This window comes from Aliiroseovarius sp. S2029 (genome assembly GCF_023195575.1).
Classification (GTDB): domain Bacteria; phylum Pseudomonadota; class Alphaproteobacteria; order Rhodobacterales; family Rhodobacteraceae; genus Aliiroseovarius; species Aliiroseovarius zhejiangensis.
Genome location: NZ_JALPQE010000003.1, coordinates 14,602 through 37,247, shown reverse-complemented (window position 1 = coordinate 37,247; position 22,646 = coordinate 14,602). Strand labels below are relative to the sequence as shown.

Annotated in this window: 18 protein-coding genes; 10 read left to right on the top strand and 8 right to left on the bottom strand. The window is 62.2% G+C overall.

What is annotated here, in order from left to right; genetic code table 11:
- Window position 1 precedes the first annotated feature (1 nt).
- The 6 genes from MUY21_RS07055 (at window position 2) to MUY21_RS07030 (ending at window position 5,791) form a co-directional block, all read left to right on the top strand.
- A complete protein-coding gene (locus MUY21_RS07055) occupies window positions 2-580 on the top strand; it encodes a CvpA family protein (protein ID WP_248409629.1) in 579 nt (192 codons plus the stop codon).
- Between the two features lie 136 nt (window positions 581-716).
- On the top strand, window positions 717-2,204 hold the full coding sequence (gene purF / locus MUY21_RS07050; RefSeq protein ID WP_248409628.1) for an amidophosphoribosyltransferase: 1,488 nt from the start codon (window positions 717-719) through the stop codon (window positions 2,202-2,204).
- A gap of 64 nt (window positions 2,205-2,268) precedes the next feature.
- Window positions 2,269-2,922 (top strand): SDR family oxidoreductase, encoded by a 654-nt coding sequence (locus MUY21_RS07045; RefSeq protein ID WP_248409627.1) that lies wholly within the window; start codon window positions 2,269-2,271, stop codon window positions 2,920-2,922.
- Window positions 2,923-3,049: 127 nt separating this feature from the next.
- Complete coding sequence (gene surE, locus MUY21_RS07040; RefSeq protein ID WP_248409626.1) at window positions 3,050-3,847, top strand: 5'/3'-nucleotidase SurE; 798 nt, start codon at window positions 3,050-3,052, stop codon at window positions 3,845-3,847.
- Window positions 3,844-4,497, top strand: coding sequence for a protein-L-isoaspartate(D-aspartate) O-methyltransferase (locus MUY21_RS07035; protein WP_248409625.1), 654 nt, complete (start codon window positions 3,844-3,846; stop codon window positions 4,495-4,497). Before surE ends, MUY21_RS07035 begins: the two co-directional genes overlap by 4 nt.
- Window positions 4,498-4,615: 118 nt before the next feature.
- Entirely contained in the window at window positions 4,616-5,791 is a 1,176-nt protein-coding gene (locus MUY21_RS07030; protein WP_248409624.1) for a peptidoglycan DD-metalloendopeptidase family protein, read from the top strand.
- Window positions 5,792-5,851: 60 nt separating this feature from the next.
- On the opposite strand, the gene MUY21_RS07025 is transcribed toward MUY21_RS07030, so the two are convergent.
- The 4 genes from MUY21_RS07025 to MUY21_RS07010 form a co-directional block, all read right to left on the bottom strand.
- A complete protein-coding gene (locus MUY21_RS07025) occupies window positions 5,852-7,810 on the bottom strand; it encodes a bifunctional 2',3'-cyclic-nucleotide 2'-phosphodiesterase/3'-nucleotidase (RefSeq protein ID WP_248409623.1) in 1,959 nt (652 codons plus the stop codon).
- A 162-nt stretch (window positions 7,811-7,972) separates the two neighbouring features.
- Window positions 7,973-9,430: a ribosome biogenesis GTPase Der gene (gene der / locus MUY21_RS07020; RefSeq protein ID WP_248409622.1), complete on the bottom strand. Its 1,458-nt coding sequence runs from the start codon at window positions 9,428-9,430 to the stop codon at window positions 7,973-7,975.
- Between the two features lie 47 nt (window positions 9,431-9,477).
- Entirely contained in the window at window positions 9,478-10,827 is a 1,350-nt protein-coding gene (locus MUY21_RS07015) for a PQQ-like beta-propeller repeat protein (protein ID WP_248409621.1), read from the bottom strand.
- A 60-nt stretch (window positions 10,828-10,887) separates the two neighbouring features.
- Window positions 10,888-11,523, bottom strand: a complete 636-nt coding sequence (locus tag MUY21_RS07010) for a hypothetical protein (RefSeq protein ID WP_248409620.1) — start codon at window positions 11,521-11,523, stop codon at window positions 10,888-10,890.
- Between the two features lie 228 nt (window positions 11,524-11,751).
- On the opposite strand from MUY21_RS07010, the gene MUY21_RS07005 reads away from it, so the two are divergent.
- Window positions 11,752-12,990 (top strand): efflux RND transporter periplasmic adaptor subunit, encoded by a 1,239-nt coding sequence (locus MUY21_RS07005; protein ID WP_248409619.1) that lies wholly within the window; start codon window positions 11,752-11,754, stop codon window positions 12,988-12,990.
- The gene (locus tag MUY21_RS07000) at window positions 12,987-16,784 is read left to right on the top strand and encodes an efflux RND transporter permease subunit (RefSeq protein ID WP_248409618.1); all 3,798 of its coding nucleotides are present in this window, start codon (window positions 12,987-12,989) and stop codon (window positions 16,782-16,784) included. Before MUY21_RS07005 ends, MUY21_RS07000 begins: the two co-directional genes overlap by 4 nt.
- A 38-nt stretch (window positions 16,785-16,822) precedes the next feature.
- Here the strand turns inward: MUY21_RS07000 and MUY21_RS06995 are convergent, their stop codons facing one another.
- The gene (locus MUY21_RS06995; RefSeq protein WP_248409617.1) at window positions 16,823-18,691 is read right to left on the bottom strand and encodes an ABC transporter ATP-binding protein/permease; all 1,869 of its coding nucleotides are present in this window, start codon (window positions 18,689-18,691) and stop codon (window positions 16,823-16,825) included.
- Window positions 18,692-18,783: 92 nt separating this feature from the next.
- Between MUY21_RS06995 and MUY21_RS06990 the strand changes: the two genes are divergently transcribed.
- Complete coding sequence (locus MUY21_RS06990) at window positions 18,784-19,125, top strand: winged helix-turn-helix domain-containing protein (RefSeq protein ID WP_248409616.1); 342 nt, start codon at window positions 18,784-18,786, stop codon at window positions 19,123-19,125.
- A gap of 18 nt (window positions 19,126-19,143) precedes the next feature.
- Here MUY21_RS06990 and MUY21_RS06985 read toward each other — a convergent pair whose 3' ends face one another.
- Entirely contained in the window at window positions 19,144-20,379 is a 1,236-nt protein-coding gene (locus tag MUY21_RS06985) for a LysM peptidoglycan-binding domain-containing protein (protein WP_248409615.1), read from the bottom strand.
- Between the two features lie 107 nt (window positions 20,380-20,486).
- Here MUY21_RS06985 and MUY21_RS06980 point away from each other — a divergent pair, with 107 nt between their 5' ends.
- Entirely contained in the window at window positions 20,487-21,044 is a 558-nt protein-coding gene (locus MUY21_RS06980; protein WP_248409614.1) for a TIGR00730 family Rossman fold protein, read from the top strand.
- Here MUY21_RS06980 and rarD read toward each other — a convergent pair.
- Together rarD and MUY21_RS06970 are read right to left on the bottom strand one after the other, a co-directional pair.
- Window positions 21,008-21,922: an EamA family transporter RarD gene (rarD, locus tag MUY21_RS06975; RefSeq protein WP_248409613.1), complete on the bottom strand. Its 915-nt coding sequence runs from the start codon at window positions 21,920-21,922 to the stop codon at window positions 21,008-21,010. The two genes, MUY21_RS06980 and rarD, sit on opposite strands and share 37 nt — an antisense overlap.
- Before the next feature lie 124 nt (window positions 21,923-22,046).
- Entirely contained in the window at window positions 22,047-22,646 is a 600-nt protein-coding gene (locus tag MUY21_RS06970; protein ID WP_191284707.1) for a superoxide dismutase, read from the bottom strand.

Genomic DNA, 22,646 nt, shown 5'->3' with positions numbered 1-22,646 from the left:
CATGGAAGGCTTCACCTTGATTGACGGGATCGTTGCGGCGGTCATCCTGATTTCGGCCATTCTGGCCTATTCGCGTGGGTTCGTGCGCGAAGGCATGTCCATCCTCGGGTGGATCGCGGCGGCCATTCTGGCCTATATCTTTGCCCCCCGCGCCCTGCCGCTGGTCAAGGAAATACCGGTGCTGAAGGACTTCATTGCCGACAGTTGCGAATTGTCGATGATCGCGGCCTTTGCCGGTGTCTTTGCGCTGGCGCTGGTGATCGTGTCGATCTTCACGCCGCTCTTTTCCTCTGCCATCCAACGATCCGCGCTTGGCGGGCTGGATCAGGCGCTTGGTTTCATCTTTGGCGTCGCGCGCGGCCTGTTGCTGGTTGCCATCGCGCTTGTCGTTTATGACCGCATCGTGACCACGGACACGATCGCGATGGTCGACGACAGCCGCACCGCCAAGATCTTTGCCCGCACGCAAGACAAGATCAATGAACAGATCCCCGAGGACGCGCCGGGCTGGATTGTCCAGAAATATGAAGATCTGGTTGGTGCCTGCAGCTCGCCGTTCCAACAAGCGCCGACAGAGTAACGTGACAGCGCGCCCAACCGGGCGCGTTTCGCATCTGGCCGCATGGGTTGCGCGCCGTCCTGAAGATCGCCGCGTGACATACCAGGGCGGGTCCAGTAAGACAGGGCCAACGCCACGGAATCGGAGCCCGCTGCCCATGTCCGACACCTTGTCAGCCGCCACCAAATCCCTGCCCCCCGCACATCCTTTCGATGACGACAAGCTCAAGGAAGAATGCGGCGTTTTCGGGGTGATCGGCCTGGCGGACGCCGCCAATTTCGTGGCCCTTGGCCTGCACGCCCTGCAACATCGCGGGCAAGAGGCCGGGGGCATCGTCTGCCATGACCCCGAACTTGGCTTCAACTCTGTCCGCCGTTTTGGATATGTGCGCGACAATTTCACCAAGGCCAGCGTGATGGAAACCCTGCCCGGCCCCATCGCCATCGGGCACGTGCGCTATTCCACCGCAGGATCGAAGGGCGCGGCCATTCGGGACGTGCAGCCGTTCTTTGGTGAATTTGCGATGGGCGGGGCGGCCATTGCCCATAATGGCAACATCACCAACGCCTTGGCCCTGCGCCGCGAATTGGTCGAGCGCGGGTCGATCTTCCAAAGCTCGTCGGATAGCGAGTGCATCATTCACCTGATGGCCCGTTCGCTACAACGCAACATCCCCGAACGGATGGAGGACGCGCTGCGTCGTGTCGAAGGCGCGTTCTCGGTCGTTGCCATGACCCGGACCAAGCTGATGGGCGTCCGCGATCCGCACGGGGTGCGCCCGCTTGTGCTGGGCCGGTTGGGTGAAGGCTGGGTGCTGGCCTCGGAAACCTGTGCGCTGGACATCATGAACGCCGAGTTCGTCCGCGAAATCAAACCCGGCGAGATGGTGGTGATCAGCGCCGAGGGCGTTGAAAGCCGCTTTCCCTTCCGCCCGAAACCGTCGAAGTTCTGTATTTTCGAGCATGTATATTTCTCGCGCCCCGACAGCAGCTATGGCGGACGGTCAGTCTATGAAACCCGCTGCCAGATCGGTGTCGAACTGGCCCGCGAAAACCCCGTGGACGCCGACATCGTCTGTCCCGTCCCTGACAGCGGCACGCCTGCGGCGATCGGTTACAGCCAGGAAAGCGGTATTCCCTATGCGATGGGGATCATCCGCAACCAGTATATGGGCCGTACCTTCATTGAACCGACCGAACAGATCCGCAATATGGGCGTTCGCCTGAAGCTGAACGTGAACCGCGCCCTGATCAAGGGCAAGCGCGTGGTGCTGGTCGATGACAGTGTGGTGCGCGGCACGACGACGCGCAAGGTGAAGGACATGATGCTGGACGCCGGCGCCAAGGAAGTGCATTTCCGCATCGCCTCCCCCCCCACAGCCTGGCCCTGTTTTTACGGCGTCGACACGCCCGAACGCGAAAAACTGCTCGCCGCCACGATGAGCGAGGATGAAATGCGCGAGCATCTGAAGGTGAACAGCCTGAAATTCATCTCGCTGGACGGTCTTTACCGTGCGGTGGGCGAAGCGTCGGGCCGCAAGAACGACTGCCCGCAATATTGCGACGCCTGTTTTTCAGGCGAATACCCGGTCACGCCGTCAGACAAGGTGGACAGCGGGTTTGAACTGAAAGCGGCGGCAGAATGACGCCCGCGCCCGGGCAAACGGCTTTGGCCTTGCCCTCGGCGCTTGGGAATGAAAAGACGGCAGCATGACTGAGACACAGAAAATCGCCCTTGTGACGGGGGCTTCGCGCGGTTTGGGCGCCGCTCTGGCACTTGAGCTATCCAAGACCCACCACGTCGTTGCCGTGGCCCGCACCACCGGTGCACTGGAGGAACTGGACGACCAGATCAAGGCCCAAGGCGGCACGGCCACGCTGGCGCCGATGGACATCACCAACCGCGATGCGATGGCGCATCTGTGCCGTTCGGTCCATGACCGATGGGGGCCAGTGGATATCTGGGCGCACACCGCGATTTACGGCCCGGCCTTGATGCCGACGCCCGATCTGGACGACAAGGGGTGGACGCAGGCGCTGAACACCAATGTCGAAGCCACACGGAACCTGATCCATATGGTCAACGCGCTGATGACCGATGACAGCACCGCGCTTTTCTTTGCCGACGACCACGCGGGCGAGAAGTTTTTTGCAGGCTACGGCGCCACCAAGGCCGCGCAGATGGCGCTGGTCCGCAGTTGGGCTGCCGAGAATGCAAAGATCGGGCCACGCGTTGTGATCGCCGAACCAAAGCCCCTTGCCACCTCGATGCGTGCACGCTTTTTCCCCGGCGAAGATCGCAGCAAACTGGCCCCGGTCGACGAAGAAGCCCGCCGCATTCTGACCGAAGCCGGGCTGGCCTGACACCCCATCGCCCGATATGCCATCGGCACAGGCCGCGCTGCGCTTGCCGCGCGCGCCAAGCTGCCGTATTGAGAAGGCAATACCGTGCCGATCCAGGGCTGGGCAGACGGGCAGGAAGGGCCAGATAATGCGCATTCTCATCACCAATGACGACGGGATCAACGCGCCGGGTCTGAAGATCGCCGAAGCCATTGCGCAAGAGGTCGCACAAGAGCTTGCGGGCGAACGGGCCGAGATCTGGACCGTCGCCCCGGCTTTCGAACAATCCGGCGTGGGTCACTGCATTTCCTATACGCATCCCTTCATGATTGCCGAACATGGCCCCCGCCGCTTTGCCGCCGAAGGCAGCCCGGCCGATTGCGTGATTGCGGCGATCTATGACGTGATGCCCGACCGGCCCGACCTTGTGATCTCAGGCGTGAACCGGGGCAACAATTCAGCCGAAAATGCGCTGTACTCCGGCACGCTGGGGGCCGCGATGGAAGCCGCCTTGCAAGGCCTGCCCGCCATCGCCCTGTCGCAATATATGGGTCACGGAACCAAGGGGCTGGCCAATATGTTCGATGCGGCGGCGGCATATGGCGGTGAGGTGGTGCGTCGCCTTCTGGCCGATGCCCCATGGGATCACGGTGCCGATTACCGCCTGTTCTACAACGTAAATTTCCCGCCTGTCGGGTCAGATCAGGTCAAGGGCGTCAAGGCCGCCCCGCAGGGCTGGCGCAATGATGCATTTTTCAGGATCGAGGCGCAGAACAGCCCCTCGGGCCGCAAGTTCTTGTGGATCAAGGGCGGACCGCAGGCCAATCGCGCGGCCCCCAATATGGACGTGACCCACAATCTGGATGGCTTTGTGTCTGTCACACCCATGCGCGCAGATCTGACCGCCCATGACCATCTGGACCATCTGGGGGCACTGTTTGAATGAGTGATGCGGGCATCTCAGACGCGGAACGCAAAATGCAGTTCCTATACACCCTGCGCTCAAAGGGGGTGACGAACCCGCGCGTTCTGTCCGCCATGGAAGAGATCGACCGTGGACCTTTCGTTCGCGGGCTGTTCGCTGAACGCGCCTATGATGATATGCCGCTGCCGATCTCCTGTGGGCAAACGATCTCGCAGCCTTCTGTGGTCGGGTTGATGACACAGGCTGCGCAGATCAATCCGCGTGACAAGGTGCTCGAGGTTGGCACCGGGTCGGGCTATCAGGCGGCGATCCTGTCGCGGCTGGCACGCCGGGTTTACACGATCGATCGGCACCAGAAACTGGTGCGCGCGGCGCGCGAATTGTTCGAGGCAATGGACCTGCACAACATCACGACAATCACCGGCGACGGATCGCGGGGCTTGCCAGATCAGGCGCCGTTTGACCGCATCATCGTCACCGCCGCCGCCGAGGATCCGCCCGGTCCCCTCTTGGCGCAGCTTGCCATTGGCGGTATCATGATCGTGCCGGTGGGGCAGTCCGACGCGGTACAAAGCCTGATCAAGGTGACGCGGACCGAAGACGGGTTCGAATATGAAGAGCTTCTGCCGGTGCGGTTCGTGCCCCTTTTGGAGGGGCTTGGGCAGGACTGACATAGAAGATGATCCGGAACACCGGGCCGCGGGGCCGACCCCGCACAGCAGTGAAAAGACCCGGCAACAGGGTCGCAACCAGAGCCCGACCACGGGCAAACGGATTGAGGAACGAGCAATGCCACTTTCAAGCACGACCAAATTTGGTGCGCACCGCGACATGCGCCGCCGCCCCCTGCGCTCTGCCGCCCTGATCGGGCTTTTGGTGGGGATGACGGGTTGTGATGGCAATTTCGACATGGATTTCCGACGTTTCGCACCCGGCGGGCTTTCCACCGCCGAGGCGGCGCAAGGGGCCACCACCGCCGCACGGCCCAAGGCTGATGCGCGAGGTGTGATCTCTTACCCCAGTTATCAGGTGGCGGTGGCCCGGCGCGGCGACACGGTCGCGCAGGTGGCCGGCCGCATCGGAATGGCGCCAGCCGAGCTGGGACGCTATAACGGTATCGCGGTCGATGCCCGCCTGCGCGAAGGCGAGGTGCTGGCCCTGCCCCGGCGTGTGGCGGAACCGGCGACCGGCGTGATCCAACCCAATGACAACATCGACATCACCACCTTGGCGGGCGACGCGATTGACCGTGCGGACAGCCCGTCTGGCAAACCCGCAGCCGTGGTGACATCGGGTGAACAACCGACCCGCCATCGCGTCGCGCGGGGCGAAACCGCCTATTCGATCGCGCGCAACTATGGGGTGTCGGTCCGCGCATTGGCGGATTGGAACGGCCTTGGCTCCAGCCTGACGGTGCGCGAAGGGCAACATCTGATGATCCCCGTGAAGGTGGATGCATCGGTTCAGACCGCCAGCGTGACCCAACCTGGCCAGGGCTCGGCGGCCCCGATCCCGCCCTCGTCGACCAAGCCCTTGCCAAAGGACGAAGCCGTGCCCGAGAAAGTGGCCGCACCCGCTTCGCCGAAACTGGAGGAAAGCCGCACCCCGGCCAGCACCGCGCGCATGTCGCTGCCGGTTTCCGGCAAGGTGACAAGCCTGTTTGACGCCGAAAAGGCCGGATACATTCTGGTTTCGGCCAAACCCGGCGATCCGGTCAAGGCAGCCGCCAACGGAACCGTCCGGCTGGTATCAAAGGACGTCGAGGGCGAAGAGATCGTGGTGATCGACCACGGCAACGGCACCCAAAGCGCCTATAGCTTCATCGAAGGGATCAAGGTCAAGAAAGGTCAGTCGGTCAAACGTGGCCAGCAGATCGCTTCGGCCTCGAAAAACCAGTATAATGCAATCCAGTTTCTTGTGTTCAAGGGCACCGAGCCGGTCGACCCGATGCCGTACCTGAATTAAGACAGATCGGATTTTCAGTGTGAGGGGCGGCCAACTGGCCGCCCCTGATGCGTTTCAAGCCTAAAGCGTGATGCGGAACAAGGCAAAGCCGCTGTCGGACATGCCCGCCTCTTCGATTGTCACACCGGGCACATTGGCGGCGTGTTTGGCAGCAGCGGGTCCGGTTTCAAACAGAACGCTTGTGTTCTCCATCGGCGCAAAAGTCCAGTTGCCATCCGCCTTCGGGTTGATTGTGCCCTTTTCAACGATATAGCGCACGATCACGTCGCGGTTGGTATCCGGCCCTTCAAAGATGGTCGTATCACCGCCGGCGCCCGGGAAATGTCCGCCGCCACCCGCGCGGTAGTTGTTGGTTGCGACGATGAACTCCTGTTCATCGTCAATGGGTTGTCCGTCAAACTGCAAGTTGATGATCCGGTGGGCATCGGGGGCGATCACCTCGCCGTCCTTGTTGTATCTGGCAGGCTGGCTCAGGTCGATCTGATAGGTCACGCCGTCGATCGCATCGAAATTATAGGACGGCATCTCGGGATTCAGCAGCACAGCGTCCTCGGCCCCCGGCTCGATCTGGTTGAAGATCGTGGCTGACCGTTCCAGCCACTCGCGCACGGTCGCGCCGTTGATCCGCACCGCGCGCACCGTGTTGGGATAGAGATACAGGTCCGCCACGTTCTTGATCGCCACATCACCGACCGCCACATCCGTATAGTAATCCGGCCCCCCGCGCCCTCCGGCCTTGAACGGGGCTGCGGCAGACAGGATCGGCAGACCTTCGTGCTCGGTCCCTTTCATCATCTGTTCAATATACCAGGTCTGGGCGTTCGAGACGATCTGCACCGACGGATCGTCGGCGACCAGCGCGAAATAGGAATGCAACGGGGCGTCGGTCTTGCCGACTGCACGGCGCACATATTCCAGGGTCTCGTCATGTTCTTTCTGCACCGAGGCCAGCACGGCCGGGTCGCTTTCCACCAGCGCCGTGATCGAACGATCTTCCTCGCGTTTGTAGATCGGGCGTGCCTCGCAACTGTGCGATACCACACGCCACGCGCCGCCGTCATGTTCCAGCATCAGGTCGATCAGACCCATATGCGAACCCCAGAACCCGCCCATCACAGCCGGAATCCCCATCAGCGTGCCCGCTTCGACATCCGCGCCAGCAAAATCGGCGTAGGTGTCAGAGGGGAACACAAGATGGGAATGACCCGTCAGCACTGCGTCGATCCCTTCGACCGCCGCCAGCGGGATCGAGGCATTCTCCATCCCATCGCTATGCTCAGCCGCGCCAATGCCAGAGTGAGACAACGCGATGATCAGATCAGCCCCTTCCTCGCGCATCTGCGGGACATAGGCGCGCGCGGCTTCAACGATGTCACGGGCCATCACGTTGCCCTCCAGGTGGCGACGGTCCCAGTTCATGATCTGGGGCGGCACGAAGCCGATGAACCCGATGCGAATGGGCTGAACGGTGCCTCCGCCATTGGTGATCTCGCGATCGACGATCACATAGGGCGGCAGCAGCGTTTCATCTTCGCGCGGCGTGGCGCCCATCTTCTTGGCAACATTGGCGCAGACGATGGGAAAACCAGCCCCAGCCACGGATTTCATCAAGAAATCAAGACCATAGTTAAACTCGTGATTGCCCAGAGTTGATGCGTCAAACCCCAGGGCGTTCATGGCATTGATGACCGGATGCGTGTCGCCATCCTTCATGCCGCGCTCATAGGCAATGTAGTCGCCCATGGGATTGCCTTGCAGGAAATCCCCGTTGTCCAGAAGCAGAGAATTGGTCGCCTCGGCCCGCACCTCGCCGATCAGGGACGCGGTGCGCGCCAGGCCGACCGTATCAACTTCGCGATCCGCGTAGTAGTCATAGGGGAAGACGTGAACATGAAGGTCCGTCGTCTCCATGATCCGCAGATGCGCCTGATTCTGCGACGCATGAACGGAATAGGGATGCAGGGCAATGAACCCCGCTGTGCCAGCCAGAAAGCCGCGACGCGATAGGGTAAGAGACATGGGAACCTCCGCTTATGACAGGAATGGAAACAGGCTAGGACAACATCATGACAGCGAAAGGGCCAGTTTGGCAAATTTCACTTGTCCGAAACCGCAACGCCCCGCCGGTCATTCAGGACGGCGAGGCGCTTTCAGTTTGTGTTTCCAATGCCTTACGGGCGGTTATTCGTCTGCGCGCCCTTTGCCCAGATGCTTGCGCAACCGCGACGGCGTCGACTTCTTGCGGTTTTTATAGGGGTTCTGATCCCCCTGCCCGCGCATGGTCAGGCGGATCGGCGTGCCGGGCATGTCAAAATCCTCGCGCAGGCCATTGACCAGATAGCGGCTGTAGCTGTCGGGCAGTTTGTCGGGTTGCGAGCACATCACGACGAATCCCGGCGGGCGGGTTTTCACCTGAGTCATATAGCGCAGCTTGATCCGCCGTCCCCCCGGCGCGGGCGGCGGGTGGGCGGCGATCATTTCGGCCAGCCAGCCGTTCAACTGTGCGGTTTTCACCCGGCGGTTCCAGATCTCATGCGCGCGCATGACAGCCGCTTGCAGACGCTCCAACCCCTTCCCCGTTTTGGCAGAGATGGTCACAAGGGGCGCGCCACGCAACTGCGGCAACAGGCGGTCAAACGCCTCTTTCAGTTCTTTCAGCTTGGCCTGTTTCTCAGGCTCCGCATCCCATTTGTTGACCGCAACCACCACCGCGCGCCCTTCGCGTTCGGCAAGGTCAGCGATGCGCAGGTCTTGCTGTTCAAACGGGATGGCCGCGTCCAGAAGCACCACGACAACTTCGGCAAACTTCACCGCACGCAATCCATCCGAGACCGAGAGTTTTTCGATCTTTTCCTGCACCTTGGCGCGTTTGCGCATCCCGGCGGTATCAAAGATGCGTGTCGGCACCCCGCCCCAATCGAAGCGCAGCGAAATCGCATCGCGGGTGATTCCGGCTTCCGGCCCTGTCAGAAGACGTTCTTCCCCGATCAACTTGTTGATCAACGTGGACTTACCCGCGTTGGGGCGTCCGATCACAGCCACCTGCAAGGGTTTGTCCTGCGTCGGCACGCGCGGGCCATCATCCGCGCCCTCGTCAAAATCAACATCCGTTTCGGGGGCCATTTCTGCGGCGCGTTTTTCGAATTTTTCCGAGATCGGGCGCAGCACATCCATCAGCTCGCCCATACCTTCACCGTGCTCGCCGGACAGGCGGATCGGCTCGCCCAGACCCAGCGAGAAGGCTTCCAGATACCCGGCCTCGCCCGCCTTGCCCTCGGACTTGTTGGCGGCAAGGATCACATGGGCGTTCTTGCGGCGCAGAATGTCGGCAAACACCTCGTCCGAGGGCAGAATGCCAGCGCGCGCATCCACCAGAAACAGGCAGGCATCGGCCATTTCCACGGCCCGTTCGGTCAGCCGGCGCATCCGGCCCTGAAGGCTTTCGTCTGTCGCTTCTTCCAGTCCCGCGCTGTCGATCACGGTAAACCGCAGATCGCCCAGCCGCGCCTCGCCTTCGCGCAGGTCGCGGGTTACGCCGGGCTGATCATCGACCAGCGCAAGGCGCTTGCCAACCAAGCGGTTGAACAGGGTGGATTTGCCCACATTCGGGCGCCCCACAATGGCAAGGGTGAAGCTCATATCGGTCTCCGGGTCACATCAAGCGCCCCGCATACACGGTTTACGGGTCAGCGCAAAGCCAGAAGTTTGCCGTTGCGCGCCACCAGATAGGCGGTGCCATTCACCACGACGGGACGTGTCGCAGCCCCACCCGGAATGGCCACCTGTCCGACCAGCGCGCCGTTCACGGGATTAAAGCCGCGCATTACCCCGTCGGACGAGGCAACCCACAGCTTTCCCCCCGCCAGAACCGGGCCAAGATTGGCATGGATCGCCTTGCGTTTCCGGGTTTTCGCCTTGGTGTAATAGGGCAGCGGCACGCCCCAGATGCGCTCGCCCGTCTTGGCATCCAGACGCACCAGCTGTGCCTCGTCCGAGACAAGGAAGACCGACCCGCCCGTGACCCAAACCGGGCTGACCGCGCCTTCTTTGGCCGTCCACAGGCGATTGCCCGACAGGTCGATGGCCACGGTGCGACCCACTGGGTTGCCGGTATAGATCACACCATCCTTCACCACAGGCTCGCCGGTGATGTCGGTGACAATGGAATATCCGCGCCCTGCGCGTTCCCCGGCGATCAGGCTGGACCACGTGCGCGCACCGCCTTTTTTCAGGGCGGCCACCACCTCGCCCGAGGCGAAAGGCAGCAGCACGAGGCGATCTGTGACGGCCGGCGATGACACGCCTACGATACCATCCTGGCTGGGTGTGCCGGATAGGCGCCATTTCACGCGGCCTGTTCCGGTTTCGATCGCCCAGGCGCTGTTGTCGCGGCTGACCACGTAAACAAGCCCACCAGACACAGCCGGCGCGCCTGACCCAGAGGCATCCATTTTTTGCTGCCACTTGACGCGGCCGGTCGCGGCATCCAGCGCGCTGACCAGCCCAAAACCCGAGGTCACATAGACCGTCCCATCGGCATAGGCCAGACCACCGCCTGACGCATCATCCGACTTGTCCGACGGAGGCGTCAGGTCACGCGACCACAGTGTTGCACCAGCGGTCGAAGTCGCCACCACCTGCGCCCGGCTGTCCAGCGTGAACACGCGTCCGTTCGCCACGACCGGTTCAGCGGTGATCCGGTGCTTGCGATCGTTGCCCTGCCCGATTGATGCCGCGAACCGCAGGCTTGGCGTGGGCGACAGGGCGGGATGTTGCACGCGGTGGGTCAGACTGCCACCCAGATGGGTCCAGCTTGCGTGATTGACCGTGGCGGGCAGGGAAATCGGCTGTGCGCGATCGGCGCGCGCGGGTCCTTCGACGGCGGCTGCCGCCTCGGACAGCTCGGCGGCGTCCATGGTTTGTGGATTCAGACTGCGCAGGTCCTCACGTTCGCCCGGCAGAATGTATTCCTGTTGGGAACAGGCGGACACAAGGCTCAACGAAATCAAGAAAGCGGCGCTGTGTGTGAACTTCAAAATATGCCCCCCGGGATACCAATATCTTTGTTCGCACCGGTTAGGGCCCGGTGCGGGCCGTCACGACGTTTCCAGTGACCCACCCAGCGCCACAATCAACTGAGACGCGCGCCGACGCAAGGCCCCAGACGCCTCGTCATCGACCAAAAGGGATTGCAGCCGGGCAATGGCCGCGTCGGTCTGACCGTCGTCAATGTCGATCAGTGCCAGTTGTTCCTCGGCCAGCACCCGGAACGGTGCCCCGGCCACGGCCAGCGGCTCAAGCCGGGCACGGCGTTCGGCATTGTCCAGCCCGGAATCCGCCGCTGTCACCAGCTTCAACTGGGCCAGGTCGCGATACAGGCTGTCAATGCTTGCGTCATCAGCCAGAGCGCGCAGGGCCGCAGCCCCGTCTTCACCATCCGTGGCGGCCAGCATCGCGACCACTGCTGCCGCGTCACCGTCGACCTCAAGCGCGGCCAGGGCGGCGGCGCGCTCTGCCGGATCGGCCTGTTCTTCAGCCGCCAGGATCGCATCGCCCAGCGCCTGCGCCTCGGCCCGTGCGCTGGCCTTGCGCCATTCGTTGAAAGCCGCCCCACCCACCAGCAAGACTACCAGCAAGACGGCAATCCAGCCGTATTTCCGCATCAAGGCATACAGCCTGTCGCGACGCACCTCTTCGCTGACTTCGTCGATGAAAGTATCGGTCTCGCTCACGGTCTGGCCTCCGGGTCAAAATCTGACCTCCTTTTGCCCGAAGGACTCCCGGTTGCCAAGGGGGTGCGTCATACCGCGGCCCGATCCCCTGCCCGGATCGTGTCACCGGGTGTCAACGAAGGCCTGACGCTCCCCCAAGGGTTGCGCGGGTCAGGCAAGCCGCACTTGTTCCGCGGCACGACACGACATAGTCTTTTTCCAGTTTGTTTCACTTCGGCAGGATTTTTCATGCGCCTATTCCCCATTCTCACGGCGATCCTTGTGGTGGCGGGTTTGTATCTTCTGGTGTTTCAGCGCGATACGCTGGAAACCGCCGCCGGAACACCGCCCACCGAGGCAGGCGCAGACAGTGCTGCCCCGACCGGGGAAACCACGTCGCAGGCGGACCGGGGTGTCTCGGTCGTGGCCCTGCGCACCACCGCGCGCGAGATTGAAATGCCGGTGCTTCTGCGCGGCCGGACCGAAGCAAACCGCCGGGTCGAACTGCGTTCAGAGACGACCGGGCAAGTGATCTCGGCCAAGATTGCCAAGGGCAGCATTGTGGACGAGGGCGACATCCTGTGCCAGCTTGATGCCGGCACCCGCGAGGCCAGCCTGGCCGAAGCCACCGCCCGGCTGGCCGAAGCCAGGGCGCGCGCGCCCGAAGCCGAGGCCCGCGTGATCGAAGCGCAGGCCAGGCTGGACGAAGCGATGTTCAACCTGACCGCCGCCACCAAGCTGTCCGAAGGCGGATTTGCGTCGGACACGCGGGTGGCCAACACACGCGCCGCCGTCGAAGCGGCCCGCGCCAGCTTCATCGCCGCGCAATCCGGGGCTGCCAGTTCAGCCGCCGCGATCCAGTCCGCCGAAGCCGCCGTGGCCGCCGCAGAACGCGAGATCGAGCGGTTGCAGATTCGCGCCCCATTCGCCGGCACGCTTGAGACGGATACCGCCGATATTGGCACGCTTTTGCAACCAGGTGCAGTTTGCACCACGGTTGTGCAATATGATCCGGTGCGAGTTGTCGGCTATGTCTCCGAGCTTCAGGTCGACAAGTTGACCATCGGGCTTCCGGCCGAAGTGCGTCTTGCGGCGGGCGCTGAGTTGACCGGACGTGTGACGTTTGTGGCGGATACCGCCGACCCGATCACACGCACCTTCCGGGTCGAGGTCCAGATCACGCGTCCCGACGATGCAGCAATCATCCGCGCGGGGCAAACCGCCGAGGTGGTGATCACCGGCAACGCACTGCTGGCCCATCTGGTGCCGCAAAGTGCGCTGACATTGGATGACGACGGCCAGTTGGGGGTTCGGATCGTGGTCGACAGGGGGGTGGCCAGCTTCGCCCCCGTGGCGATGGTGCGTGACAGCATCGACGGGGTCTGGATCACCGGCCTGCCTGCCACTGCCGAGGTCATCATCGTCGGTCACCACTATGTCACCGATGGCGTGGCCCTTGACGTAACCTATCGGGAGCCTGGCATATGATCGGGATCATTGATTGGGCCGCAAACCGGGCCCGAATGGTCATTGCCTTTGTGATCCTGTCGGTCCTGTCCGGCGCGATCGCCTATGTCAGCCTTCCCAAGGAAGGCGAGCCGGACATCGAAATCCCGGCTCTTTTCGTCTCGGTCCCCTTCCCCGGCATTTCCGCCGCCGACGCCGAACAGCTGCTTCTGCGCCCGATGGAGACCGAGCTGGCCGATATCGACGGGTTGAAAACCATGTCGGGCACCGCGGCCGAAGGCTATGCAGGCGTGGCGCTGGAATTCGAGTTCGGCTGGAACAAGACCAATGTCATGGCCGATGTGCGCGACGCCATGAACTCGGCCGAAGGGAAGTTTCCGCAGGGCTTCGACAGCTACACGGTCAATGAAATCAACTTCTCGGAATTTCCAATCATCATCGTGAACCTGACCGGCAACGTCCCTGAACGCACGCTGGTGCGGATGGCGCGCGATTTGCAGGACAGGTTGGAAGGCCTTGATGCCGTGCTTGAGGCGTCCCTGACAGGCTATCGCGACGAGATGTTGGAGGTCGAAATCGACCCGTTGAAGCTGGAAGCTTACAACGTCACGGCGGGCGAGCTGATTCAGGTCGTACAGAACAACAACCAGTTGATTGCTGCAGGTGATATCAAGACACCGACCGGGTCCACGGCGGTCAAGATCCCGTCGTCCTTCGACGAGGTGCAGGATGTCTATGACTTGCCGGTCAAGGTCAACGAGGACAGCGTCGTCACGCTGGGCGATCTGGCGACGATCCGCCTGACCTTTGAAGACCGCGAGGGCACGGCGCGGTTCAACGGCGACACCACCGTGGCGCTGCAAGTGGTGAAGCGGAAAGGCTATAACCTGATCGACACCGCCGCCGAGGTGCGCGACCTTGTGAATGAGACCCGCGACAGCTGGCCCAAAGAGCTGCAACAAGCCGTCAAGATCGGCACCTCGAACGACCAGAGCTATGTGGTCGACAGCATGGTGCGCCAGTTGGAAGGTTCGGTCATCACGGCGATTGCGCTGGTGATGATCGTGGTCCTGGGCGCGCTTGGCACACGGCCCGCGCTGCTGGTTGGGTTCGCCATCCCGACCTCGTTTCTGTTGACCTTTGCGCTGTTCGGCGCGCTGGGGGTCACGATCTCGAACATCGTGATGTTCGGCCTGATCCTCGCCGTTGGGATGCTGGTGGACGGGGCCATCGTGGTGGTGGAGTATGCCGATAAGAAAATCCGTGAAGGCGTGGGTCCGATGTCGGCCTATACGGCGGCGGCGAAGCGGATGTTCTGGCCTATCGTCAGTTCAACCGCCACGACACTGTGTGCCTTTTTGCCGATGCTGTTCTGGCCCGGCATTCCGGGCGAGTTCATGGGCTGGCTGCCCAAAACGCTGATCTTCGTGCTGATGGCGTCGCTGTTGGTGGCGCTGATCTATTTGCCGGTGGTCGGGGGCGTGTCGGGCCGGATCAGCCGCGCCATCGGCCTGATGTCCGACGCGCTGCGCGGGTTCCCGGTGTGGCTGCGCGCGTTTCTGGTGTTGCCATCGGCCTATGTGCTGTTCCTGTCGGCCTTCCAGCTACTGAACCCCGGCTATCTGTTCGGCGGCCAGCCCCCGTTTGAGGGTGCAATGGCGATCCTGCCCGGCGCGCTGATGTTCCTGCTCGGGGCGGTGGCCACGTCGATCACCTTGGGCTCGCTCAGCTGGCATCGCGAGGCGCAGCGCGTTCAGGGCGGATATCGTCGCACGTGGTTCGGCCATCTGATCCACTTCATCTCCGGCAACCCGGTCATGCCGCTTGTGTCGATTGCACTGGTGATCGGCTTCGTCGTGTCGACTTTCATGATGTATGGCCGCAACAATCTGGGGGTGGAGTTCTTTGCCGAAAGCGAACCGGAACAGGCCATTGTCTATGTCCGTGCCCGCGGCAATCTGAGCCTTGAAGAACAGGATGCCATGGTCAAACAGGCGGAAGAGATCGCCCTGTCCACCAAAGGCATCGACAGCGTCTTTGCCTTCGCCGGAGCGGGCGGGCTGAACCAGAACACCGGCGGCGCCATGGGGCCGCGTGACAGCATCGGGCAGTTGCAGATCGAACTTGTCGCCTGGGCCGACCGCCCGTCAATCGAGGAAAACATCAAGCTCTTCGGCCTGATCCCCTTCACCACGACCGAGATCGACCCCGAATATGACGGTGATTACGTCATGGCCCGGCTGGAGGAGCGGCTAGCCACCCTGCCCGGCATTCGCAGCGAAGTCTTGAACCTGAACCGCGGCCCGGCCTCGGCAAAACCCGTGCATCTGCGCCTGAAAGGCGATGATTGGGATGATCTGGAACAGGCGGCCAATATGGCGATTGCCCGGTTCAATGCCACAACCGGCCTGACCGCCATCGAAGACACCCTGCCCCTGCCCGGCATCGACTGGCAGATCGAGGTCGACGTGGAAGAAGCCGGCAGATATGGCACGGATGTGGCCACAGTGGGCGGCATGGTGCAGCTTGTCACGAACGGCATTCTGCTGGACACGATGCGGGTCGACAGCTCGGACGAGGAGATCGAGATCCGTGTGCGTCTGCCCCGGAAAGACCGTGTCTTGTCCACGCTGGACGGGCTGAAAATCCGCACCAATACCGGACTGGTGCCAATGTCCAACTTCGTCACCCGCAAACCGGTACCAAGCCTCGCGCAGATCGACCGGGTGGATCAAAGCCGGTATTATGACGTGAAGGCGGGCGTGCAGGACGGGTTGGTCCGCCTGACGGGTCCCGATGGGACCGAGGAATACATGAACGCGGCGGATGCCGATCGGATCATGGCCTCTGAGGACGGTGCCGACCTGAAACGCACCCCCGTCACTCCCAACGATCTGATCGCCACGCTCACCACATGGCTTGAAACGGCCGATCTGCCAGCCGGGGTCAGCTATGAATGGACCGGCGATCAGGAAGACCAGGCCGAAAGCCAGGCGTTTCTGGGGCAGGCTTTCATCGGCGCGCTTGGGTTGATGTTCATCATCCTTCTGGCGCAATTCAACAGCTTTTATAACTCGGTCCTGGTGTTGCTGGCGGTGGTGTTGTCCACCACGGGCGTTCTGATCGGGATGATGGTGATGCAACAACCCTTCTCGATCATCATGACCGGCACCGGGATCGTGGCGCTGGCGGGGATCGTGGTGAACAACAACATCGTGCTGATCGATACCTATCAGGATTATGCCCGTTACATGCCCCGGATCGAGGCAATCACCCGTACCGCCGAGGCGCGCATCCGCCCCGTCCTGCTGACCACGATCACCACCATGGCGGGCCTCGCCCCCATGATGCTGGGCCTGTCGCTGGATTTCTTCAACGGTGGTTATTCGCTGGATGCACCGACGGCGCTTTGGTGGAAGCAACTGGCGACGGCAGTGGTATTCGGGCTGGGGATTGCAACAGTGCTGACGCTGGTCTTTACACCGTCGATGCTGGCCTTGCGGGTCTGGATATCGGCGGGCGCCTACCGCTCGGCCAACGGCCTGCGTGCATTGGCCCGCAGGTCGGGCCAGACCGCCCGCGATGCGGCACTGGACAAGGCCGCCCGCAAAACGACGCTGCACGATCTGGTCTGGGATCAGCCAGACGATCAGGCACCACCCGGCGTAGAAGCGGAGACCGGCTACATGTCACCCAATGTGGAAGACATCAAACGGGTGCTATCGCCGCGGGCCACGGCGGCAAACCCGGCCTCAACCTGGGACCCCGACCCGGCGGATGATCGTCCGCCCGGCGGAAAGGATGCCGCAGAGTAAACGTCGAACGCATCCGCGCGACCCTGTGAGGGACGGTCTTACTCCGCCAGTTTCAGATGACCTGACGCGACCTGCTGTTCGGGGTCGTCTGCGGCTTCCCGTGCCGCTTCGCTGGCCTGACGCGCCCACATCGCGGCATAGCGGCCATCCTGCGCAAGCAACGTATCATGGCTGCCCCGCTCAACCACCTCGCCGGCCTCAAGCACGATGATTTCATCGGCATCGACAATGGTGGACAGGCGGTGGGCGATGGTGATCACGGTGCGGCCTTCGCCCATCTCGCGCAGGCTTTCCTGAATGTCCCGCTCGGTCTGGGTGTCCAATGCCGAGGTGGCTTCGTCAAGCAACAGGATCGGCGGGTTCTTCAGAAGCGTCCGGGCAATGCCAACGCGCTGCTTCTCGCCGCCTGACAGTTTCAAACCGCGTTCGCCCACCTGAGTGTCATACCCGTCCGGCAAGCTCATGATGAACTCGTGGATCCTGGCAGCTTTCGCCGCGCCTTCCACCTCGTCCCGGCTGGCTTCGGGACGCCCATAGGCGATGTTGTAATAAACGCTGTCATTGAACAGCACCGTGTCCTGCGGCACCACGCCAATCACCCCATGCAGACTGTCTTGCGTCACATCGCGCACGTCCTGCCCGTCGATCAGCAAGCGGCCCCCATTCACGTCATAGAAGCGGAACAGAAGCCGGCCAATCGTGGACTTGCCCGAGCCCGAGGGGCCGACAATCGCAACCGTATTGCCCGCAGGCACGTCGATGGAAACACCTTTCAGGATCGGCCGCTTAGGGTCATAGCCAAAGCGCAGATCCTCGAACCGCAAGGCCCCGCCCGTGACTTTGATGTCGGGCGCGCCGGGTTTGTCCGTCACCTCGGCAGGTTGTTCCAGCAGGTCAAACATCTCGCCCATATCAACAAGCGACTGGCGGATTTCGCGATAGACCGTGCCCAGGAAGTTCAGAGGCATGGTGATCTGGATCATATAGGCGTTGACCATGACGAAATCGCCCACCGTCAGATCTCCACGCTGCACCCCGACCGCCGCCAGAACCATGACGCCCACCAGACCCAGCGTGATCAGCAAGGCCTGTCCGAAGTTCAGGAAGGCCAGTGAATACGAGGTCTTGAGCGCGGCTTTCTCATACCCCGCCATCGCAACGTCATACCGATCTGCCTCGCGCCGTTCGGCGCCGAAATACTTGACGGTTTCAAAGTTCAGCAGGCTGTCGATGGCCTTCTGGTTGGCGTCCGTGTCCTGATCGTTCATTTCCTTGCGGATACGCACGCGCCATTCTGTCACCTTGAAGGTGAACCAGACATAGGCGCCGATCGTTCCAACAACGACGGCCAAGTACCAGACATCAAAAACGAAAAACAGGATGGCCGAGATCAGCGCAAGCTCCAGCACCAGCGGCCCCATGGAAAACAACATGAAGCGCAAAAGGAACTCAACCCCCTTCACGCCGCGCTCGATGATCCGCGACAGCCCGCCCGTCTTGCGCGTGATGTGATAGCGCATGGACAGGCGGTGAATGTGGGTGAAGGTCTCCAACGCCAGCTGCCGCAACGCGCGCTGGCCGACACGGGCAAACACCGCGTCGCGCAATTGCTGGAACCCGTTGGTCATGATCCGCGCCATACCATAGGCCAGCGTCAGTCCCACCGCGCCGGCCCCCAAAGCCCAGGCTTCGCCGGTCGCCTCGCCGCTCAGCACATCCACCGCGCCCTTGTACAGAAACGGGGTCAGCACCGACACAATCTTGGACGCCAGCAGCATCACCAGCGCGATGACCACACGCCGTTTCACCCAGGGCTGATCGTCGGGCCACAGATACGGCGCGACGCGCTTGATCGTGCGCCACCCGTTCTTGGGCGCTTCGGTCGAGGTGATACGGGACGGAGCCATGAGTAACCTTGTCTGGGCTGGCCCGCGCCGCCCGCACAGGGCGGAGGCAGACGGGGCTTGCGTCATTTCAATATTTCACCGATATTTGAAATATGGAGCAGAGTCGAGTCCTCAAATCCCTGTCCGCGATGGCGCATGACACACGGTTGGAAATCGTGCGTCTGCTGGTTCCGCGTGGCAAAGACGGGCTGGCCGCAGGTGCCATCGCCGAGGCGCTTGGCGTGTCGGCGTCGGGCTTGTCCTTCCATTTGTCACAACTGGAAGCAGCGGGGCTTCTGACCTCGCGCAAGGCGTCGCGCCATGTGATTTACGCGGCCGACTGCAAGGCTCTGGGTGCCGTCATTGCCTATCTTCTGAACGATTGCTGCGCGCGCGACCCGGATATCTGCGCCTGCACGGACGAAGCCCGCCAGACCGAGCAGGCAGGGGCATAACCCCCGCCCGTGCATGGATCACTCCGGGTCCGGTATGGTAAAGACCTGCCCGGGATAGATCAGGTCGGGGTCACGGATTTGCCCGCGATTGGCGGCAAAGACGCGCACGTAAAGCGGCCCTTCGCCCAAATGTTCGCGCGCGATGGCCCACAGGGTTGATCCTGGCTGTACCGTCACCGCTGCGACCCGTGTTGTGGGCGTCTTTGAACCTGAATTGGCGGTGGTCAACTGGGCGGGTTCTTCACGTTTGAAGGGTGTTTCAGTGCGCGATGTGACAGTTCCGTCCGCGGCCAGTTCATCGACGCGCAGCGTGTAAACGCCGCCGTCCACCTCGGGCAGCGGCACACGCCATTGGCCACTTTCCGACACTTCCCCGATCTCAATCGGCTCGTTGTCCAGATAAACGCGCAGATTGGCACCGCCTTGCCCGCGTCCGGACAGGGCCACATCGCCTGCATCATCGTAGGTGATGGCGTCAATGACGATATTGTCGACCTGCGGTCGGCCGGTGCCATCCTGCAAGACAGCGATACCCTCATCATCCGCCAGCAGCACCTGAGGCGCTGAGGCAACGGTGTCCGAGCCGTCCGGGCTGGACGCGCCTTCCCCGGACGGCGCAAGCGTGTCGCCCGTTTCCGGCGCCTCGGCCACCTCTTCGGCTTCTGCAACGGCTGCTGTATCCGGGACAGGACGGGTCGGGGCAATCAGCACGGTTTGCGGGCTTTGGCCGTTTTCGATCGCTTGCCCACTGTCATCCAGCATCGTCAGGCCCAGAGCACCGGGTGCGGTGATCGGCAAGTCCAGCAGCGCCACGAAGTTCCCGTCGCTGCCGACTGTCACGTCTTCCAGTGGTGCGCCATCAAGGGTCAGTTGAACGGTGCTTCCGGGGGCAGCGTGCCCGGCAATCACGGCATTGCCTTCGGGATCGACGCGAACCACGTCAAAACCCGGCGTGGCATCCTCTGATCCCGGCGAATCCCCGGCCATTTCCTTGGCTTGATCGTCACTTTTTGGGGGAAGCGCGGCTGCAGCATCTGTATCAGGCGCCGGAGTGGGCACTGTATCTGCCGGGGATGTCTCGGCCGCTTGGGGCGTATTCGTCGGGACCGGCGTCTGCGCGACCGGGTTTGGGTCGACGGCATCCCGGTCTCTTGTCCCAAAATACAAGGCCAAGCCCGCGCCAAGGGCCAGAACAACCCCTGCCACCACGAAATATCCGGTCCTGTTCCCGGTGTTGCCTGTCTCGGTCGTCATATGCGTCCCCTGTCGGGCGATCTTTTCGCCGCGCCGCTTGTTCGACAGTAGCAATACCGCTAACACCGGTCAAAAGATCATTCTGGCAGCAACAAACAGGGACATCCATGACAGAGCACACGGCATCGGTCTGCGTTTACTGCGGCTCGCGCTTCGGCGCTGATCCCGCCTATCGCGAGATGGCAACAACACTGGGCACCGCCTTGGCACAGAACGGGTGGCGGCTGGTCTATGGGGCCGGGGATGTCGGGTTGATGGGCACGGTCGCCGTTGCCGCCCAGATCGAGGGTGCCGAGACGTTTGGCGTCATACCTCAGCACCTGATGAAATGGGAGGTCGGCAAGCGCGACCTGACCACCTTCATCGTGACCGAGAACATGCACGAGCGCAAAAAAGTCATGTTCATGAACTCGGACGCCGTTGTGGTCCTGCCCGGCGGGGCCGGATCGCTGGACGAGTTTTTCGAGGTTCTGACATGGCGCCAGCTTGGTCTGCATGCCAAGCCAATCCTGCTGATGAACGTAAACGGGTTCTGGGATCCGCTGATCACGCTGATGGATCACGTGATCGACCAGGGGTTCGCCGAAGACAGCCTGCGCGGCTTCATCACCGTCGTGTCGGATGTGGATCAGGCAATCACGGCCCTGCGCGCCGCCCTGTCCTGACGATAGGCCTCGGCAGAGTAAATCGCGAGCGCAAGCCAGATGAGGGGGAAGGCGATCATGTGCCACAGCGTCACTTGCTCGCCCAGAATGGCGACCGCGCAGGTGAACTGTAGACTGGGGTTCAGGTATTGCACCAGCCCCACCGTGGACAAGGCCAGCCGGCGTGACGCGAAGCTGAACAGCATCAGCGGCACCGCCGTGATCAGACCCGACGCGACCAGCAGCGCGCTGTCCCAAAGATGGGTGCCGAACACGCCGCCCGTGCGTCCGACGATCCCCTGCCACCCCGCCATGTGGGTGCCGAACAGCCAGACCATGGCGAAGGGCGCCAGCAACAGCACCTCGGCGGTGACGGACAGGATCGGCCCTGAGGTGAGCGTCTTCTTGATCACTCCATAGATCGCGAATGTTCCACCCAGCAGCAGCGACAGCCACGGCGCCACGCCCAGCCCCAAGGTCAGCGTCAGCACCGCCGTCCCGGCAAGAAACAGCGCGATCGCCTTGCCGCGTGTGATCCGTTCACCGAACAAGATGCGCCCCAGCACCACCATGATCAGTGGAAAGATGAAATAGCCCAGGCTGGCCTGAACCACCATTCCGATCTGAACCGACAGGATGAACCCGCCCCAGTTGACCGAGATCACAAGCGCGGCCAACACCACCAGCAACGCAGAGCGGCCCCGAAGCAGGGCCGGAAGTTCGCCCAAACGACCCTGCACGGCGAGGATGGTTCCAAAAATCGCCAGCGACCAGATCGTGCGATGGCTGAGCAGTTCCAGCGGTGGCACATGCTCCAGCAGCTTGTAAAACAGTGGCGACAGGCCCCAGACAACACAGGCGGCAACAATCGCCACCACCCCTTTCATGGTATCGGTCACTCCGCGCCCCCCCCTTTGGTCACCGATCTGTCTTGGCACAAAAAAAGCGGCCGCCCAAGGGGCGACCGCCATGACATTTCGTGATGGGCATGGCCACGGCTTCCGCCGCCTGCCCGTCATTGGGTTACAGGCGCGAGGCCACGTTTTCCCAGTTCACGAGGTTGTTCAGGAAGTTGTCCAGATAGGCCGGACGCTTGTTGCGGAAGTCGATGTAATAGGAATGCTCCCACACGTCGCAGCCCAGCAGCGCGGTCTGACCAAAGCACAGCGGGTTCACGCCGTTTTCGGTCTTGGTGACTTTCAGGCTACCATCCGTGTCCTTCACCAGCCAGGCCCAACCCGAGCCGAACTGCCCCGCACCAGCCGCAGCAAATTGCGACTTGAACTCGTCAACCGAGCCAAAGCTTTCTGTGATCGCTTTTTCAAGCTCACCCGGCATGGCTGTTTTGCCCGGACCCATCATTTCCCAGAATTGGTTATGGTTCCACAGCTGGCTGATGTTGTTGAAAATGCCGTTCTGCGCCACGGCGTTCTTGTCATAGGTGCCGGTGATGATGTCTTCCAGCGACTTGTTTTCCCACTCGGTCCCGGCAATCAGCTTGTTGCCATTGTCGACATAGGCCTTGTGGTGTAGGTCGTGGTGATATTCCAGCGTTTCCGCCGACATGCCCAAATCGGCAAGCGCGTCGTGTGCGTAAGGAAGATCGGGAAGTTCAAAAGCCAT

Bases quoted from the DNA above. Each gene is read 5' to 3' on its own strand.
- MUY21_RS07055 (WP_248409629.1), top strand. From the start codon at position 2: ATGGAAGGCTTCACCTTGATTGACGGGATCGTTGCGGCGGTCATCCTG.
- purF (WP_248409628.1), top strand. From the start codon at position 717: ATGTCCGACACCTTGTCAGCCGCCACCAAATCCCTGCCCCCCGCACAT.
- MUY21_RS07045 (WP_248409627.1), top strand. From the start codon at position 2,269: ATGACTGAGACACAGAAAATCGCCCTTGTGACGGGGGCTTCGCGCGGT.
- surE (WP_248409626.1), top strand. From the start codon at position 3,050: ATGCGCATTCTCATCACCAATGACGACGGGATCAACGCGCCGGGTCTG.
- MUY21_RS07035 (WP_248409625.1), top strand. From the start codon at position 3,844: ATGAGTGATGCGGGCATCTCAGACGCGGAACGCAAAATGCAGTTCCTA.
- MUY21_RS07030 (WP_248409624.1), top strand. From the start codon at position 4,616: ATGCCACTTTCAAGCACGACCAAATTTGGTGCGCACCGCGACATGCGC.
- MUY21_RS07025 (WP_248409623.1), bottom strand. From the start codon at position 7,810: ATGTCTCTTACCCTATCGCGTCGCGGCTTTCTGGCTGGCACAGCGGGG.
- der (WP_248409622.1), bottom strand. From the start codon at position 9,430: ATGAGCTTCACCCTTGCCATTGTGGGGCGCCCGAATGTGGGCAAATCC.
- MUY21_RS07005 (WP_248409619.1), top strand. From the start codon at position 11,752: ATGCGCCTATTCCCCATTCTCACGGCGATCCTTGTGGTGGCGGGTTTG.
- MUY21_RS07000 (WP_248409618.1), top strand. From the start codon at position 12,987: ATGATCGGGATCATTGATTGGGCCGCAAACCGGGCCCGAATGGTCATT.
- MUY21_RS06995 (WP_248409617.1), bottom strand. From the start codon at position 18,691: ATGGCTCCGTCCCGTATCACCTCGACCGAAGCGCCCAAGAACGGGTGG.
- MUY21_RS06990 (WP_248409616.1), top strand. From the start codon at position 18,784: ATGGAGCAGAGTCGAGTCCTCAAATCCCTGTCCGCGATGGCGCATGAC.
- MUY21_RS06985 (WP_248409615.1), bottom strand. From the start codon at position 20,379: ATGACGACCGAGACAGGCAACACCGGGAACAGGACCGGATATTTCGTG.
- MUY21_RS06980 (WP_248409614.1), top strand. From the start codon at position 20,487: ATGACAGAGCACACGGCATCGGTCTGCGTTTACTGCGGCTCGCGCTTC.
- MUY21_RS06970 (WP_191284707.1), bottom strand. From the start codon at position 22,646: ATGGCTTTTGAACTTCCCGATCTTCCTTACGCACACGACGCGCTTGCC.